Here is a 17,418-nt window from a genome sequence, read left to right as displayed (position 1 = left end):
CTGGCGGCCGCCGCAGTCGCTATTTGTCGTAGAAGGAATATTCGATCGAAATCCCCCCGAGACAGAGGGGATCTCGGTGCGCGCTTAGCGCATGCCGCGATAAACCCAGTCGAGCAATGCGTCGTGAGCGGCGCGCGCGGCCGCCGCGCGGTCGTCGTTGATGAAGCTCACGACGACGTAGCTCTCGCCGTTGGCGGCGGCGACGTAGCCGGCAATCGCACGCACATCACGCAGGGTGCCGGTCTTGATGTGCGCATTGCCGAGCACCGGGTCGTGGCGCAGGCGATTACGCATCGTGCCATCGACGCCGGCCACGGGCAGCGAGGCGACGAAGACCTGGGCGACGGGGCTTGCGTTGGCCGCCTGCAGCAAGTCGGCGAGCGAAAGGGCGCTGATGTGCTCGTCGCGCGAGAGACCCGAGCCGTTCTCGAGCGAGAGCTCGGGCATGGCGAGCCCTTTGCTGCCGAGGAATCGCTCGATCGCCTGCGCCGATTTTTGCGGCGTTGCCGGCGGTTTGTCGGCGACGGCGCCGATCGTCAGGAACAGGTTGCGCGCCATCACGTTGTTGCTGAACTTGTTGATGTCGCGGACGATGTCGCCGAGCGGCGGCCCTTCGTGGGTCGCGACGAGGCGCGCGCCGATCGGCACGGCGCCCTCGCGTGTCGTGCCCTTGAACGTGCCGCCTTGCTGCTGCCAGAGCGCGAGGAAGCCACCCGCGAAGAACGCCGTATGGTCGAGCACCGCGAGGTTGACCGTGCGCGCGCCGCAGCGCATGGGGTACTCGCCCGAGAAAAGCGCCTCGACCGTGCCGTCGCTTTCGGGCGTGACGTTCGGCATCGCCGCTTCGGTGTTCGTGCAGGCGCCGGCGCGCGTTCGAAGTTCGTTGTCGATCTTCAGTTGCGCGAGCGCCGGCACGACATCGATATCGACCGTGCCCGCGCTCGACGGCGTGACCGTGAACGACAGCGACTTGAATGCGTAGAGAAGCGGGTCGGGGCCGACGTTGTACGGTGCGTTCGCATCGTCGTCGAAGGCCGGCAGATCGCGCGTCGACGGGTCGAAGAAGCGCTTGTCGAGCACGAGCGCACCGTCGATGCCGGTGATGCCGGCCTTGCGGATCCGGTCGACGAGATCGATCAGCTCTTCGGGCACGAGCTTGGGATCGCCCGTGCCCTGGATGTAGAGATCGCCGTGCAGCACGCCGGCGGTGTCGAGCGTTCCGTCGACATACGCGCGTGTGCGCCACCGGTAGTCGGGGCCGAGTATTTCGAGGCCGGCGTAGGTCGTGACGAGCTTCATCGTCGAGGCCGGCAGCATCGGCTTTCCGGCGTTGAGCGCGACGACAGGCGTCGGCGAGCCGATGCGCTCGATGACGACGCTCATCGCCGAGAGCGGCACGTGCGCGCGTTCGAGCGCGCGCGTGACGGAAGCAGGGAGCTCCGTCGTGACCGACACGCGCGGGCGGTGCTTGAGCTTGCGCGCGTCGGCCGGCGTGGCGAACGCGAGCGCCGCGCACAGGCCGAGCGCAAGCGCGGCGCGTCCAAGCCCTCGGCCGGAGGGAGCACCCTCGCGGGGCGAGGCGGAACGGACAGTAGGCGAAATGAAAGAAGAAACGAATTGCGGCGCGCGGCGCGAAAAGAGGATGAGCGAAGCGATCGGCATGGAAGGTACGGCGACGGGGTCGGGCAAATGCGAGAGCGAGCGGTCTGGTGTGGACGGCGCGCGGGACAGCACATTGTAGGGCTTGCCGCGCATGACGCCGCGGCGAACTTCCCCGAATCGACCAAAAAACCACGGACCTGGGAGCCGCTACAATGCGATCCATGACTGACTTCCGGCGCATAGGGCGATCGAGGCGATGCGGATACTGCTGGTCGAAGACGACAGGATGATCGCCGAAGGCGTACGCAAGGCGTTGCGCGGGGAAGGCTTTGCCGTCGACTGGGTGCAGGACGGCGAGTCGGCGCTCACGGCCGCGGGCGGCGAGCCCTACGATCTCGTGCTGCTCGATCTCGGCCTTCCCAAGCGCGACGGGCTCGACGTGCTGCGCGCGATGCGCACGCGCGGGCTCTCGATGCCGGTGCTCATCGTGACGGCGCGCGACGCCGTGGCCGACCGCGTGAAAGGGCTCGACGCCGGTGCCGACGATTACCTCGTCAAGCCATTCGATCTCGACGAGCTCGGCGCAAGGATGCGCGCGCTGATCCGGCGTCATTCGGGGCGCAGCGAGTCCGTGATCCGCCACGGCGCGCTGACGCTCGATCCGGCCGCGCACCAGGTCACGCTGAACGGCGCGCCCGTCGCGCTCTCGGCGCGCGAATTCGCGTTGCTCGAGGCGTTGATCGCGCGTCCCGGCGCCGTGCTGTCCAAGAGCCAGCTCGAAGAGAAGATGTACGGCTGGGGCGAGGAGATCGGCAGCAACACGGTCGAAGTCTACATTCACGCGCTGCGCAAGAAGCTCGGCGCCGATCTGATCCGCAACGTGCGCGGCCTGGGCTACATGATTGCCAAGGACGCCCCCTGAGCGGGCCCGGGAGACCGCTTCCATCCTCTATGCGTTCCATTCGCCATCAACTGTTGTTCTGGCTCGTCGCGCTCGTCGTGGCGGGCGTCGGCGCCGCGGGCTGGCTCATTTACCGACAGGCGCTCGCCGAGGCGAACGAGCTCTTCGACTATCAGCTTCAGGAGATCGCGGCGGCGCTGCCGTCCGAGCCGTTCGCGCAGATTTTGGGCGCGCACAACGATGCCGACGAAGGCATCGTCATCCAGATCTGGAGCCGTACCGGCGCGCTGATGTATTACTCGCATCCGCGCGCGCCGCTCGCACCGCGCGCGGAGCTCGGGTTCTCGACGGAGCGCACCGAGCGCGGTGACTGGCGCGTCTACGGCGCGATCGTCGGCGACAACGTCGTTCAGCTCGCGCAGCCGCTTTCGGTGCGTAACCGGCTCGCGGCCGACGTCGCGTGGCGCACGCTCTGGCCGCTCATCGTGCTGTTGCCGTTCCTGGGTCTCGCGGTCTGGGTCATCATCGGGCGCGGGCTCGCGCCGCTGGCACGCGTGACGCGCGCGCTCGAGGCGCGCCGTCCGCAGGCGCTCGATCCGCTGCCCGACGAGCGCTTGCCGCTCGAGGTGCAGCCGCTCGTGCGCGCGTTGAACGGCCTGCTCGCGCGGCTCACCGAGGCGCTCGACACGCAGCGCGCATTCGTTGCCGACGCCGCGCACGAGTTGCGCACGCCGCTCGCCGCGGTGCAAATCCAATCGCAGCTCGTCGCCCGCGCGCAGGATGCGGATTCTCGCCGCGAAGCGCTCGTCGATCTGCAGGCGGGCGTCACGCGCGCCACGCGCCTTGCCGAGCAGTTGCTCGCGCTCGCGCGTGCCGAGCCTGTCGACGGGGCCGTTCGCGTACCGGTCGACTTGCGCACGCTCGTCGCCGAATGCGTCGCGGCGCATGCGCCGCTTGCCGAGCGGCGCGACGTCGATCTCGGCTTCGAGGAATCCGAGCCCGCCACGATCGTCGGCGACGCCGACGCGCTGCGCGCGATGGTCGGCAACCTGCTCGACAACGCGGTCAAGTACACGCCGCACGGAGGACGCATCGATGTCGCGCTCGAGCTCGACGATGACGGCCGCCCGTGCCTGCGCATCGGCGACAGCGGCCCCGGCATTCCGGCCGAGGAGCGCGAGCGCGTCTTCGACCGGTTCTACCGCGACGCTTCGGCGCGTGCCCGCACCGATGTGGCGGGCAGCGGTCTGGGGCTTGCCATCGTCAAGCGTGTCGCGGCGCAGCACGGCGCGGCGGTCGAGCTCGGGCAAGCACCGCTCGGCGGCCTTCTGGTGACCGTCCGGTTCCCTTCAGGAAACGTCCAAAAAGCGTTAAGTCCCGTTTAAGTGAGCCCTCGTATTCTGCGAACCATCAAGCAAGGAGGCCCTTTCGATGAATACGAAGACCCTGTCTCGCAGCGCAGTCGCGGTTGCGGTGGCGGTTGCGCTCTCGACCGGCTACGTGGCCGGCACCCGCCACACCGATCCGCAGATCATCGCGTCCGCGCACGCCGCGGCCATGATGCCCGCCGAAGCGGCGGCCAAGACCGGCATTCCCGATTTCTCCGGGCTCGTCGAGACGTACGGCCCGGCGGTCGTGAACATCAGCGCCAAGCATGTCGTCAAGCGCCCCGCGCGCCGCTCGATGCAACAGCTGCCGATCGATCCTAGCGATCCGTTCTATCAGTTCTTCAAGCGGTTCTACGGTCAATTCCCCGGCTTCGGCGGGGGCGGCGACGACGACGGCGGCGCGCAAAGCGACATCCCGAGCGCGAGCCTCGGCTCGGGCTTCATCATCAGCAGCGACGGCTACATCCTGACGAACGCGCATGTGATCGACGGCGCGAACGTCGTGACGGTGAAGCTCACCGACAAGCGCGAGTTCCGCGCCAAAGTCGTCGGCTCCGACAAGCAATCCGACGTCGCCGTGCTGAAGATCGATGCCTCGAGCTTGCCGACCGTCAAGATCGGCGATCCGAGCCAGAGCAAGGTCGGCCAGTGGGTCGTCGCGATCGGCTCGCCGTACGGGTTCGAGAACACAGTAACCTCGGGCATCATCAGCGCGAAGGGCCGCTCGCTGCCGGACGAGAACTACACGCCGTTCATCCAGACCGACGTGCCGGTCAACCCCGGCAACTCGGGCGGGCCGCTCTTCAACCTGCAAGGGCAGGTGATCGGGATCAACTCGATGATCTATTCGCAAACGGGCGGCTTCCAGGGCCTATCGTTCGCGATTCCGATCGACGAGGCGATCCGCGTCAAAGACGAGCTCGTCAAGACGGGGCACGTGAGCCGCGGCCGTCTCGGCGTGGCCGTGCAAAGCGTCGATCAGACACTGGCGAACTCGTTCGGCCTCTCCAAGCCGGCCGGTGCGCTCGTGAGCTCCGTTGACCCGGGCGGCCCGGCCGCGAAGGCAGGGTTGCAGGCCGGCGACGTCATCCTCGCCGTGAACGGCCAGAGCGTCGATGACTCGACTGATCTGCCTGCGCAGATCGCGGCGATGAAGCCGGGCTCGAACGCGACACTCGACATCTGGCGCGACAAGACGAAAAAGCAGATGACGGTGAAGATCGGCTCGATGTCGGACACGAAGGTGGCCAGCAACGGCAGCCCGAGCGCCCAGCAAGGGCGGCTCGGCGTGGCGGTGCGCGCGCTCACGCCGCAGGAAAAGAACGGCAGTTCGCTCACGCACGGCCTGCTCGTGCAGCAATCGTCGGGCGCGGCCGCGAGCGCGGGCATCCAGCCAGGCGACGTGATCCTCGCCGTCAACGGCAGCCCCGTCTCGTCGCCTGAGCAACTGCGGCAGATCATCTCCAAGGCCGGCAACAGCGTGGCGCTCCTGATTCAGCGCGACAACGCGCAGATCTTCGTACCCGTCGATCTCGGCTGATCCGCGCAGCGAGGCGGCCCGGCATCCCGAAGCCTCGGGTGCCGGGCCGCGTCTGCCTCGGCATCGATCGACAGGCGCTCCAGCGCATAGGCATGCGGCTTGCTGCGCAACATCATGGGGCGGGATGCCGTTCCCCGGCGACGCGCCGGGCTCAGGATCCCGACATGCGGTCATTGAAAGGAGCGATGCGATGAAAACGCCAGGCAGCGGATCGGCGGATAAACGGATGACGAAACGAGCAAGCAAGCGGGTTCGCGTCGTCGCCGCGATGGCACTCGCGCTCGGTTTCGCCGGCAGTGCGCTCGCGCAGCAGGGATCCTCGGCTGTCGTCGGCGGCACGACGACCGACGCGACGAGCGCCGGCAACGAGAACGGCGGCGGCATGCCGCAGATCCAGCACGAAGGCGCCGTGTCGTACGTGTCAGGCGGCGTGGGCCTCGACGAATCGACGGCGCTCAAGCGCGCGGAGCATCAGTGGCCGCTCGCGATGCGCTTTACGGGACCGACGGCCGACTACCTCGCCGATGTGCATGTCCGGATCGTCGGGCCGCAGGGCGCCGACGTATTGAGCACGGACTCGCGCGGTCCCTATATGCTCGTCAAGCTGCCGCCGGGCCGTTACACGGTTCATGCGCGCTACAAGGACGAGGAGCAGACGCGCACGGTGACGGTCTCCTCGGAGCCGGGCGCGCGAGCCGATTTCCACTGGAATATCCAATAGCGTGAAACGCGGCCCGCGCACGGCGGCGGGCTTTGACAGATAATGAGAGCCACGGGTGTCCGCCCGTGGTTTTTTTTCGGCATGCGTCGGACCGCCCCAAGCATGTCGACGCCCCCGCAACCGCAGGTGCGCCCGGGAAGTCCCTTGGAGGGGCGCCCGGGAAATCGCCTTGGGCGAGGGGCAATGTTGGCTCTCTATAATCTGACGCGCCGGCGGGCGGCCGAGCGAACCAGATCCCAGGGGAATCGCCATGACGAATGACGCTGTTCATCGTGTCGAGATCGCGGCCAATCAGCACCGATTGCGCGTGATTCACGGCGGCATCACGCTCGCCGATACCTGGCGCGGACTCACGCTCATGGAGACGGGCGAGCCCGTGGTCTTCTACTTTCCGCGCGAAGACGTCAATATGTCTCGCTTCGAGCGGTCGGATCATACGACGCGCTGCCCCTACAAGGGCGTGGCGACGCATTTCCACTTGCTCACCGAAGAGGAAGGCAAGGTCGAAAACGCTGCCTGGAGCTACGAGGCTCCGCTCGGGGCTGCAGTGCGCGTGAAGGGCTACCTCGCGTTCTATCCGTCGCTCGTGGACAGAATCGACCAGACCTCATAGGCGAAAAGGCGCATGCATCGAAGGGGACCACGATGGAGTTGACCGATGCATTGCGCATTCCGCTCGATCCCACGATCGTCGCCGAATCGCTCGACGACGGCGCGCTCTTGCGCGCAAGCCTCGAGAATTGCGAATCGTTCGAGCGCCGCCCCGGCGGCGAGTACGCGCTCGTGGTGACGGTGCCGGTCGGGCCGCTGCGCGGCCGTTACGAAGTTCGCATGCACATGACAAGTCCGGGCGGCGTACACGGCGGCTTGCCCGTCGGGGGCGAGCATCGGCTCTCGCGTACGCTGAATCTGAAGGCATCGGCCGCGGGCGTGGGCTCGTTAAGAGGACAGGTCACGATTGAGCTCGAGGCGGATAGCGAGCACGCCGACGGGCAGACGAGTGCGAGAGGGAGCACCAAGGCAGGCGGTGACGACGCGAGCGCCACACGCGTCCAGTATGCGATATGGGCGACGCTGACCGGGCCGCTCGCCGAGCTCGCGCCGCGGCAAGTCGAAAACGCGCTGCAGGCGCTGGCCGACGATTTCTTCGCGGAGTTCTCGGCGGTGCTCCAAGCGAAGTACGGCAAAGGGCCGAACCGGGCGCGCTCCGGCGCCGCGCGCCGCCAGCACGTGTTCCTGCGCCCGATCAGCCTGGCCGGGCTTGCGCGCAGGACCGCATCGACCGATTCGCTCGACGCCGCCTCGCGCCGTGCGGGCGACGCCATGATCGGTCAGCGCGGTGCGGAGGGGTTGGGTCGCGGCAGGCCGCAGGCGATGCCGGCCTGGGCATGGGCTGCGGCATTCGCCGTCGGGATCGCCTTGCTCTATCTGCTGCATCGGTTCGAGTAGCGGCCGCTTCGGCGCCGCACAGGGGGCCCAAGCGCGGAAAATCCCATCGAGGGCGCTCGGCCGCGGCGCCGTGCCGAGCCGCCGTCTTCAGCCTTTTTCTTTTTCACCGCCCGCCCGCAGCCGCAAGGCAGGGCTCCTGCGCACCGTATCGAGCGCCGCGTCGATGAACGGCTCGATATGCGCGGCGAAATCCATCGACGGCGGAATCATCAGCGAGTCACGCAGGCAGCCGCCGATGAACGCATGGAGAAAAAGCGCCGAGCGTTGCGTATCGAGATCGGCGGGTACCTGGCCTTTGGCGACGGCCTGCCGCAAATCGCGCTCGATCTTGCCGACGCCTTCCTGCATGTTCGTCTGATGACGGACCTTCACCGGCCCCATTTCGTCGACGAACTCGCACTTGAGAAAAAGGATGTCGAACACGCGCCGCCGTTGCGGATCGTTGCAGCACGCATGCAGACACCATTTCATCGTCTCGGCGAGCTTGCCGAGCGGGTCGGCGGGGTCGTCGTCGCCTTCGATGAGCTCGTCGAGCGGCAGCAGCACGCGGTCGAACATCGCCGTAAAGAGATCGCCCTTGTTCTGAAAGTGCCAATAGATCGCCCCGCGCGTCACGCCCGCATGCGCGGCAATCTCCGCAAGAGACGTCCGCGACACCCCTTTGTCGTAAAAGACCCGCTCGGCGGCATCGAGAATGCGGTTACGCGTCTCTCGCGCCTCTTCCTTCGTTCGTCTGACCATGTTGCATGCCCGCTTCAAGGGCTTTCTGTAGACTAATTGGCTCTTTCCGAGCGTCGAATCGGCCATGCGGCGCACAGCGCGAGCGGATTGTTGCCTCTCGGGGTTAGATCGTGCAACGAAAACCTTTTACATACATTCCCGAATGTATATACAATACGCGCTACGTTTGGATGGTTCAAGTTCGATGCACCGGGGGAAATCCCGGTAATATCCGGCACTGACCGACGCTCGCACGGTTGCGGGGAGTTCGCACGCTTTCGCACCGCCGGTTCTCGCGAGCGCACTATCGGGTCGATGCGGGGGCGATGCGGCGTTCGGCAGTCTCGACGCCCCGCCGGCCGCAGCCTGTCGGCTTTCATCAAGCGTTCTTGCGACGTGACGTCGCGCCGCGCGCCTTGTGGGGATCGGGCGCAGCGGGCCTACATGTGTCCCAGTCATTGACCAGAGGTCGCTCCATGCGTGTCGAACCGGTTCACCTCCGCCTAATCTGCGCCGCGACGGCTGCCCTCATCCTTGCGGCATGCGGACAAAAACAATCGGCGCCGCCGCCGCAAACGCCCGAGGTCGGCGTCGTCGACGTGAAGACGAGCGCCGTGCCGGTCGTCACCGAGCTCCCCGGGAGAACGAATGCGTACCTCGTCGCGCAGGTGCGCGCGCGCGTCGACGGCATCGTGCTGTCGCGCGATTTCACCGAAGGCAGCGAAGTAAAGGCGGGGCAGCGTCTCTACAAGATCGATCCGGCGCCTTATATCGCCGCGCTGAACAGCGCGAAAGCGACGCTCGCGAAGGCCGAGGCGAACCTCGCCAGCACGACGGCGCAGGCAAATCGCTATAAAGTGCTCGTTGCGGCGAATGCCGTCAGCAAGCAGGATTATGACAACGCCGTGGCGGCCGAGGGCCAGGCCGCGGCCGACGTCGCGTCGGGCAAGGCCGCGGTCGCGACGGCGCAGATCAATCTCGGCTACACGGACGTCATCGCGCCGATCACCGGGCGCACCGGCGTCTCGCAGGTCACGCCGGGTGCCTATGTGCAAGCGAGCCAGGCGACGCTCATGGATACGATCCAGCAGATCGATCCCGTCTATGTCGATCTCACGCAATCGAGCCTCGAGGGGCTGAAGCTTCGCCGCGACATTCAGGAAGGGCGCCTGAAGACGAACGGGCCGAATGCCGCGAAGGTCACGCTGATTCTCGAAGACGGTCGCGAGTTCCCGGAAAAGGGCAAGCTGCAGTTCACCGACGTGACGGTCGACCAGTCGACGGGCTCCGTCACCGTGCGCGCGATCTTCCCGAATCCGGGCCGTGTCCTGCTGCCGGGCATGTTCGTGCGCGCGCGCATCGAGGAAGGCGTCAACGAGAACGCCATGCTCGTGCCGCAGATCGGCGTGACGCACGACCAGAAGGGGCAGGCGATCGCGCTCGTCGTCGGTCAGGACGGCAAGGTCGCGCCGCGTACGCTCACCACCACCGGCATGCGCGGGCCGGACTGGATCGTCGAGGCGGGCTTGCAGCCCGGCGATCGCGTGATCGTGCAAGGCACGGAGAAGGTCCACCCCGGCATGACCGTGAAGCCGGTGCCGGCCCAGCTTCCCGCTCAGGCGGGCGGCGCCTCCTCCGTGGGCAATAGCCAAAGCGCCTCCTCGGGGGCGCAGGCCTCCGGCGCCTAACCACGGGAGTCCCGTCAAATGGCCAAGTTTTTTATCGATCGCCCGATTTTCGCGTGGGTGATCGCCATCATCCTGATGCTCGCGGGCGTCGCGTCGATCTTCAATTTGCCGATCGCGCAATACCCGACGATCGCGCCGCCTTCGATTCAGATTTCCGCGAGCTATCCGGGCGCCTCGGCGAAGACGGTCGAGAACACGGTGACGCAGGTCATCGAGCAGCAGATGAGCGGTCTCGATCACCTGCTCTACCTGTCGTCGACGAGCGACGACTCGGGCACCGCGACGATCACGCTGACGTTCGCCGCCGGCACGAACCCTGACATCGCGCAGGTGCAGGTGCAGAACAAGCTGTCGCTTGCGACGCCGCTCCTGCCGTCCGTCGTGCAGCAGCTCGGCACGAAGGTGACGAAGTCGAGCAGCAGCTTCTTGATGGTGCTCGCCTTCGTCTCCGAAGACGGCAGCATGAACAAGTACGACCTCGCGAACTACGTGGCGTCGAACATTCAGGATCCGGTGAGCCGTATCGACGGCGTGGGTACCTTGTCGTTGTTCGGCACCCAGTACGCGATGCGGATCTGGCTGGACCCGAACAAGCTGACGAACTACGGGCTCACGCCGGTCGACGTCTCCACGGCGATCCAGAATCAGAACGTGCAGATCGCGGCCGGCCAGCTCGGCGGCACGCCCGCCGTGCAGGGGCAGATGCTGCAGGCAACGATCACCGAGCAGACGCTGCTGCGCACGCCGGAGCAGTTCGGCAATATCCTGCTGAAGGTCAACCAGGACGGCTCGCAGGTACGCATCAAGGATGTTGCGCGCCTCGAGCTCGGCGGCGAGAACTACAACGTCGATACGGCGTACAACGGCCAGCCGACGGTCGGCATGGGCATTCAGCTCGCCACGGGCGCGAACGCGCTGCAGACGGCGAAGCTCGTGCGCCAGAAAGTCGCCGAGCTGTCGAAGTACTTCCCGCACGGCCTCGCCGTGAAGTACCCGTATGACACGACGCCGTTCGTGCGCCTCTCGATCGAGGAAGTGATCAAGACGCTGCTCGAAGGCATCGTGCTCGTGTTCCTCGTGATGTATCTGTTCCTGCAGAACCTGCGCGCGACGCTGATTCCGACGATCGCGGTGCCGGTCGTGCTGCTCGGCACGTTCGCGATCATGAACGCCGTCGGGTTCTCGATCAACGTGCTCTCGATGTTCGGGCTCGTGCTCGCGATCGGTCTGCTCGTCGACGACGCGATCGTCGTCGTGGAGAACGTCGAGCGCGTGATGGCCGAGGAGGGGCTCTCGCCACGCGAGGCGACCAGAAAGGCAATGGGCCAGATCACCGGTGCGCTCGTCGGCGTCGCGCTCGTGCTGTCCGCGGTGTTCGTGCCGGTGGCGCTTTCGGGCGGCTCGGTCGGCGCGATCTATCGGCAGTTCTCGCTCACGATCGTCGCGGCGATGGTGCTCTCGGTGCTCGTCGCATTGATTCTGACGCCGGCGCTTTGCGCGACCATTCTGAAGCCGATTCCGCAAGGGCATCACGAAGAGACGAAAGGCTTCTTCGGCTGGTTCAACCGGACGTTCAACAGCAGCCGCGAGAAGTATCAGAGCGGCGTCCACCACGTGATCCGTCGCTCGGGCCGGTGGCTGCTGATTTACATCGCCGTGATCGTCGCAATCGGGATGCTCTTCGTGCGGCTGCCGAAGTCGTTCCTGCCCAACGAAGACCAGGGCTACGCGTTCATCCTCGTGCAGACGCCCACCGGTTCGACGCAGGAAACCACGGGCAGGACGCTCTCGAACATCGCCGACTATCTGCTCAACCAGGAGAAGTCCGTCGTCGAATCGGTCTTCACCGTCAACGGGTTCAGCTTCGCCGGCCGCGGTCAGAACTCGGGCCTCGTCTTCGTGCGGCTCAAGGACTACAGCGAACGGCAGCACGCGGATCAGAAGGTGCAGGCGGTCATCCAGCGCATGTTCATGCATTACGCGAGCTACAAGGACGGGATGGTGATCCCGTTCAACCCGCCGTCGATCCCCGAGCTCGGCACGGCGGCCGGCTTCGACTTCGAGCTGACCGACAACGGCGGGCTCGGCCACGAGAAGCTGATGGCCGCGCGCAACCAGCTCCTCGGCATGGCGGCAAAGGATCCGACGCTCGCGCTCGTGCGCCCCAACGGCCTCAACGACACGCCGCAGTTCAAGATCGACATCGATCGCGAAAAGGCGCAGGCGCTCGGCGTCACGGCCGAAGCAATCGACCAGACGTTCTCGATCGCCTGGGCGTCGAAGTACGTGAACAACTTCCTCGATACGGACAACCGGATCAAGAAGGTCTACCTGCAGGCCGACGCACCGTTCCGCATGTCGCCGGAGGACATGTCGAAATGGTACGTGCGCAACGGCGCCGGGACGATGGTGCCATTCACGTCGTTCGCATCGGGGCAATGGACGTTCGGATCGCCGAAGCTCGAGCGCTACAACGGCATCTCGGCGGTCGAAATCCAGGGCCAGGCCGCGGAAGGCAAGAGTACGGGCCAGGCGATCACGGCGATGGAGAAGCTTGCCGCGAAGCTGCCGGCCGGCATCGGCTATGCCTGGACGGGGCTCTCGTACCAGGAACTCCAGTCGGGCTCGCAGGCGCCAATCCTTTACGGCGTGTCGATTCTCGTCGTCTTCCTCTGTCTGGCGGCACTCTATGAAAGCTGGTCGATTCCGTTCTCGGTCATCATGGTGGTGCCGCTCGGCGTGATCGGCGCGCTGTTGGCGGCCACGCTGCGCGGGCTCGAGAACGACGTGTTCTTCCAGGTCGGCCTCTTGACGACGGTCGGTCTCTCGGCGAAGAACGCGATCCTGATCGTCGAGTTCGCGCGCGAACTGCAGCAATCCGAGGGGATGGGGCCGGTGGAAGCGGCGATGGAAGCGGCACGGCTGCGGCTGCGGCCGATTCTGATGACGTCGATGGCCTTCATTCTCGGCGTGTTCCCGCTCGCGATCAGCAACGGCGCCGGTTCGGCAAGCCAGCATGCGATCGGCACGGGCGTGATCGGCGGGATGCTGACCGCGACGTTCCTTGCAATCTTCTTCATCCCGATGTTCTTCGTCGTGATTCGCGCGAAGTTCGCGGGTGAGACCGAGGATGCCGACGCCGCGGCGCGGCTCGCCGCCGAGCACCATGCGCTGCAATCGGCGAACGGCGGCAACGGCGATCTCAACGGGAACGGCAACGGTGGGGACGGCCGTGACGGGGGCAACGGCGGTCCGCGCGGCGGCTCGGGCAGAGGACACTAAGATGCTGAAGAAAAAATACTCCCTAATCACGGTGGCCGTCGCGACCTTCGCCGCCGGCTGCTCATTCCAGCCGAAATACGAACGTCCGGGCGCCCCGGTGGCCGCGACGTTCCCGAGCTCGGGCGTCTACGCGCCCAAGCCGGTTCCCGCGCCGGAAACCCCGCCCAAAGGGCTGCCCGCGGAGCCGGCGACGCAGCCGGTTTCAGCGCGCAGCGCGAACGGTCAGGCTGCCGCCGATATCGGATGGCGCGACTTTTTCGCCGATCCTCGGCTGCAGCGGATCATCGAGATCGCGCTCGCCAACAACCGCGATCTGCGTGTGTCGATGCTGAATGTCGCTCAAGCGCGCGCGCAGTACCAGATCACGCGTGCGGAGCTGTTCCCGACGCTCAATGCGACGGGGGAAGACAGCGTCCAGCGCACGCCGAAGGATTTGTCGTTCTTCAACCGGACGGTTTCGAGGACCTACCAGGTCGGTCTGAGCTCCTCCTGGGAGCTCGACTTCTGGGGCCGCATTCGCAGTCTCAAGGATCAGGCGCTGCAGCAGTACTTCGCCACGGCCGAAGCGCGCAAGGCGGCCGAAATTTCGCTCGTGTCGCAGGTCGCGGATCAGTATGTGACGATGCTCGCCGACGACGATCTGCTGCAAGTGACCGAGGAGACGCTGAAGACGGCGAGGGCCTCCTATGAGCTCACCAAGCTGCAGTTCGAGAACGGCACGGGCTCGGAGCTCGACCTGCGGCAAGCGGAGTCCGTCGTCGAGCAGGCGAATGCGAATCTGCAGGCGCAGGCGCGCGCGAGGGCGCAGGCCGAGAATGCGCTCGTGCTGCTGCTCGGTCAGCCGCTGCCCGACGATCTGCCGCCGGGTCGCAAGCTCGACGATCAGGCACTGCTCGCCGACATTCCGGCCGGCTTGCCGTCCGACCTGCTGACGCGGCGTCCCGACATCATGGAAGCCGAGGCGTCGCTGCGCGCGGCCAACGCGAATATCGGCGCGGCGCGTGCGGCGTTCTTCCCGAAGATCACGCTGACGGGCTCGTTCGGCACGGCGAGCCCGACGCTCGGCGGGCTCTTCAAGCCGGGATCGGCGGCGTGGACTTTCGCGCCGCAGATCTCGCTGCCGATCTTCGAAGGCGGCCAGAATGTCGCCAATCTCGATCTCGCGCACATCCAGAAAAACATCCAGGTCGCGAACTACGAGAAGGCGATTCAATCGGCGTTCCGCGACGTAGCCGACGGGCTCGCCGCTCGCAGCACCTACGATCAGCAGATCGACGCGCTCGAACGCAATACGTTCGCCGAACAGCGCACGCTCGATCTTTCGACGTTGCGGTACAAGAACGGCGTCGACAGCTATCTGCAAGTGCTCACCGCGCAGACGAATCTCTATAGCGCGCAGCAATCGCTCATCAACGCGCGCATGGCGCGGCTCACGGCGCTCGTGAACTTGTACGTCGCGCTCGGCGGCGGCTGGCTGCAGCATGCCGGAGAGACGCCGCGCGCGCCTGACGACGGCACCGATTACCGGACGATGAGCGGGCTGCAGGGCGGCGCGTCGGCGGTGAAAGCGGCTGCCGCACCGGGCTGACGATCGGCGCGACTCGCGCTTTTTCCAATGCGCTCACACGGGTCGGCATCGCGCCGGCCCGTGTGCGTTTTTGCATGCGAATTCGCGTTGTCTCGCGTTGTTGCTCTGAGCTCGGGCGCGCTCAGTAGGCGAGCCGCGGCGCGACGTATCCGCCGAAGTTCGGCCCGATGCCGGAGGCCTGCGCCGGTATCTTGAAGCCGCCGACGAAGTGGCCCTGGATGTACTTGCTGCTACCGCCATAGCTGCCATCGATATGAAACGCGGCGAACGCGACGACGGGGACGTACGACTTGTTGTAGATCTGGCTGGCGACAGGCATGAGGACGGTGACGTTCGTCGGCACGCTGGTGTATATCGTGTCCTTGACCCCCGGCTGCAGCCAGATGTCGTCGCCGATCGAGATCGGTGACGGATTGCCGCTCGTGATCAGCTCCCGAACCGTCGGGACATTGTTGAACGATGTCAGGAACGAAGTCCACTGGCCGGCATAACAGGTGCCGCCGTACAGTTGACCGTTGCCGATCTCGAATTCATAGGGGTTGCCCGACGAATCGAGCACGGGCTGATTCGTCGCCGAATTCCAGTACTGGTTGTACACGCATTCGTCGAGCACGACCGGAAAGAGGGCGCCCGCGGGAATCGTGGAAGGCGACGCGACGACGGCGACGGCGGTGGCATGGTCGGTCGTCGTCGGCATGCCGAGCAATGCGCCGAGCAGCAGCGCGATGAGTCCGTTCGACGACGCACTGCGCACGATCGTCACTTTCACCGCAGGCACGACGGTAGCGGCGGGCGGTAACGCGACCGTGCTCGGCGGCAGAATTGCCGGCGACGACGCGGCGAGATCCCAGTAGCCGGTCACCACGGTACCGGTCGAGAGCGGTGTGCCATCCGACTTGTTCAATGGAATGGCGGCTGTTGCCGACGTCGCCGCGCCGGACCAGTTCGGCCCGCTCGTGCCCGTCGAGAGCGTGGCCGCGCCCGTGAGCGCGGCCGCATCCGCCGCGTTCTGCAGTTCGTTGGCGGCGGAGAAGACGCGTGGCACGTCGACGGCGAATGCGCCGAACATGAGGAGCGGTGCCAGCATGAACAGCATCCAGATCGCGATTGCGCCGCGCTGGCGCGCCGCGGCGCGCGAAGACGCGTGCGCACGCGGGCGCACGGCGTGCTGCCGGCCGAACGCGGCCATCGAGGCGCTGCGCATCGCTTTCGCGGACTGACGGGGCATGTCATTCACAGTTTTTCACCGCGGTGGCCGTGACGGTTACGGGGCCGGTCAACGAGCTCAGCGCTGAACCGAGGACGATTCCGTTGTACGTGTAGCTGATGGTGACCTGCAGCGCATTGCCGCTTCCGGCCGTGGCGCAACTGCCCGATGGGCTGACCGTGACTGTCGGGGTCGTCGCCGTGCCGCCCGTGACGAGATTGTTCGTCGTGTACGCGAGCGCCACGCTCTGGATCTGGCTCGCGGTGAGCGGCGACGCGCGCAGAACGACGCCCGCGCGCGCCGCTTCGCCGGCGGCATTCGTGATGACCGCCTTGTCGCAAAGGACGAGGCTCGTATCGATGATGCCGAAGAGAACCAGCATCAGAAACGGCAGCATCAGGACGAACTCGAGCGCCGCGATGCCGCGCTCGTTCGTCGCCGGGCGCCGTCGCGCTCTCATCGAAGCGCCTCGCTCGCCGATTCGGAAGCGACGGGCTCGCTGTGCCGCTCGCGCGTCTCGCCGGACGTCGCGGGCGCGCCAAGCCGCGCGCGCAGGCCGCGATAGAACTGCAAGTCGTCTTCGGCGGACTCCGCCGGCATATCGGCGCTGAGAATACGCTTGGCCGCGTCGTCGTTGCCGAGCATCCCGTAGGCGAGCGCAAGGTTTTGCCTCGCTTGCGGCGGCGCGTCAGGCAGGCCCGCGATGTCGAGCAGGACGTTTGCGCCTTCACGCGCACGGTTCGACAGGGTCAGCGAGAGGCCGAGGTCGGTTTTCAAGCCCTGCACCTCGGGATGTCGCTGCAAGGCCGCGCGATAGACGGCCTGGGCTTCGTCATGCCTGCCTTGCAGATCGAGCGCTGTGCCGAGACCTTCGGCGGCCACGGCGTTTTCCGGGTGGGCCGCGACGAGCTTGCGGTAGCGGGCGAGTGCCTCGTCGAGGCGGCGCTCGCGCAGCGCGACGCGAGCGAGCCCGAGTTGCGCGCGGGGGTCCTCCGGCGCCTGCGCCTCGACGCGCGCGTAAAGCAGCCCCGCTCGCGCGAGATCGCCGATCGCGTACATCGCGTCGCCGAGACCGAGCTGGGCCGTGGCCGAGTTCGGATCGGCCTTCAGCATTTTCTCGAAGAGCGAGACGGCGAGCTGTGTGTCGCCGGCTTCGAGCGCGCTTTCCGCGATGCGCTGATCGGCCGCCGCATCGGGCGCGCGCGTTGCCGCCACGGGTTGCGGGACGACGTAATGGTTGCTCGCGCAACCGGCAAGGACGCTCGCGATGAAGACGGGTGCGGCCAGCGCGAGCGTGATCGATCGAGGCCGGGGCGTTTGCTTCATGAGTCG

15 protein-coding genes are annotated in these 17,418 nt (G+C 66.4%); 10 read left to right on the top strand and 5 right to left on the bottom strand.

The window, feature by feature from the left end; all coding sequences use genetic code 11:
- Window positions 1-84 precede the first annotated feature (84 nt).
- Entirely contained in the window at window positions 85-1,662 is a 1,578-nt protein-coding gene (gene dacB, locus C9I57_RS21400) for a D-alanyl-D-alanine carboxypeptidase/D-alanyl-D-alanine endopeptidase (RefSeq protein ID WP_107152793.1), read from the bottom strand.
- A 196-nt stretch (window positions 1,663-1,858) separates the two neighbouring features.
- On the opposite strand from dacB, the gene C9I57_RS21395 reads away from it, so the two are divergent.
- The 6 genes from C9I57_RS21395 (at window position 1,859) to C9I57_RS21370 (ending at window position 7,601) form a co-directional block, all read left to right on the top strand.
- Window positions 1,859-2,524, top strand: a complete 666-nt coding sequence (locus tag C9I57_RS21395) for a response regulator (protein ID WP_107152640.1) — start codon at window positions 1,859-1,861, stop codon at window positions 2,522-2,524.
- A gap of 29 nt (window positions 2,525-2,553) precedes the next feature.
- Window positions 2,554-3,888, top strand: a complete 1,335-nt coding sequence (locus tag C9I57_RS21390; protein ID WP_107152639.1) for an ATP-binding protein — start codon at window positions 2,554-2,556, stop codon at window positions 3,886-3,888.
- 46 nt (window positions 3,889-3,934) lie between these two features.
- Window positions 3,935-5,431 (top strand): DegQ family serine endoprotease, encoded by a 1,497-nt coding sequence (locus C9I57_RS21385; protein WP_107152638.1) that lies wholly within the window; start codon window positions 3,935-3,937, stop codon window positions 5,429-5,431.
- Between the two features lie 226 nt (window positions 5,432-5,657).
- Entirely contained in the window at window positions 5,658-6,152 is a 495-nt protein-coding gene (locus C9I57_RS21380) for a carboxypeptidase-like regulatory domain-containing protein (protein ID WP_107152792.1), read from the top strand.
- Window positions 6,153-6,402: 250 nt separating this feature from the next.
- Entirely contained in the window at window positions 6,403-6,765 is a 363-nt protein-coding gene (locus C9I57_RS21375; RefSeq protein WP_107152637.1) for a DUF427 domain-containing protein, read from the top strand.
- 32 nt (window positions 6,766-6,797) lie between these two features.
- A complete protein-coding gene (locus C9I57_RS21370; protein WP_107152636.1) occupies window positions 6,798-7,601 on the top strand; it encodes a CoxG family protein in 804 nt (267 codons plus the stop codon).
- Between the two features lie 87 nt (window positions 7,602-7,688).
- Here the strand turns inward: C9I57_RS21370 and C9I57_RS21365 are convergent, their stop codons facing one another.
- On the bottom strand, window positions 7,689-8,342 hold the full coding sequence (locus tag C9I57_RS21365; RefSeq protein ID WP_107152791.1) for a TetR family transcriptional regulator: 654 nt from the start codon (window positions 8,340-8,342) through the stop codon (window positions 7,689-7,691).
- 455 nt (window positions 8,343-8,797) lie between these two features.
- Between C9I57_RS21365 and C9I57_RS21360 the strand changes: the two genes are divergently transcribed.
- Genes C9I57_RS21360 through C9I57_RS21350 form a run of 3 tightly spaced genes read left to right on the top strand, consistent with a single transcriptional unit; the run spans window position 8,798 to window position 14,879 of the window.
- A complete protein-coding gene (locus C9I57_RS21360; protein ID WP_107152635.1) occupies window positions 8,798-10,009 on the top strand; it encodes an efflux RND transporter periplasmic adaptor subunit in 1,212 nt (403 codons plus the stop codon).
- An 18-nt stretch (window positions 10,010-10,027) separates the two neighbouring features.
- Window positions 10,028-13,291, top strand: a complete 3,264-nt coding sequence (locus tag C9I57_RS21355; protein WP_107152634.1) for an efflux RND transporter permease subunit — start codon at window positions 10,028-10,030, stop codon at window positions 13,289-13,291.
- A gap of 4 nt (window positions 13,292-13,295) precedes the next feature.
- Window positions 13,296-14,879: an efflux transporter outer membrane subunit gene (locus C9I57_RS21350; RefSeq protein ID WP_258187780.1), complete on the top strand. Its 1,584-nt coding sequence runs from the start codon at window positions 13,296-13,298 to the stop codon at window positions 14,877-14,879.
- 121 nt (window positions 14,880-15,000) lie between these two features.
- On the opposite strand, the gene C9I57_RS21345 is transcribed toward C9I57_RS21350, so the two are convergent.
- The gene (locus tag C9I57_RS21345; protein ID WP_258187766.1) at window positions 15,001-15,966 is read right to left on the bottom strand and encodes a pilus assembly protein TadG-related protein; all 966 of its coding nucleotides are present in this window, start codon (window positions 15,964-15,966) and stop codon (window positions 15,001-15,003) included.
- Here C9I57_RS21345 and C9I57_RS33335 point away from each other — a divergent pair.
- Window positions 15,965-16,099 carry a hypothetical protein gene (locus tag C9I57_RS33335; RefSeq protein ID WP_258187765.1) on the top strand — a complete coding sequence of 45 codons (135 nt, stop codon included), beginning with the start codon at window positions 15,965-15,967 and terminating at the stop codon, window positions 16,097-16,099. The genes C9I57_RS21345 and C9I57_RS33335 overlap by 2 nt on opposite strands.
- Before the next feature lie 9 nt (window positions 16,100-16,108).
- On the opposite strand, the gene C9I57_RS21340 is transcribed toward C9I57_RS33335, so the two are convergent.
- Window positions 16,109-16,546: a TadE/TadG family type IV pilus assembly protein gene (locus tag C9I57_RS21340; RefSeq protein ID WP_107152632.1), complete on the bottom strand. Its 438-nt coding sequence runs from the start codon at window positions 16,544-16,546 to the stop codon at window positions 16,109-16,111.
- The gene (locus C9I57_RS21335) at window positions 16,543-17,412 is read right to left on the bottom strand and encodes a tetratricopeptide repeat protein (RefSeq protein ID WP_107152789.1); all 870 of its coding nucleotides are present in this window, start codon (window positions 17,410-17,412) and stop codon (window positions 16,543-16,545) included. The genes C9I57_RS21340 and C9I57_RS21335 overlap by 4 nt, the downstream gene beginning before the upstream one ends.
- Window positions 17,413-17,418: the final 6 nt, after the last annotated feature.

Source organism: Trinickia symbiotica, from assembly GCF_003028655.1.
GTDB classification, from domain to species: Bacteria; Pseudomonadota; Gammaproteobacteria; order Burkholderiales; family Burkholderiaceae; genus Trinickia; species Trinickia symbiotica_A.
Note: the sequence above shows the minus strand (reverse complement) of the source record. Positions and strands in the feature narration are given on the sequence as shown.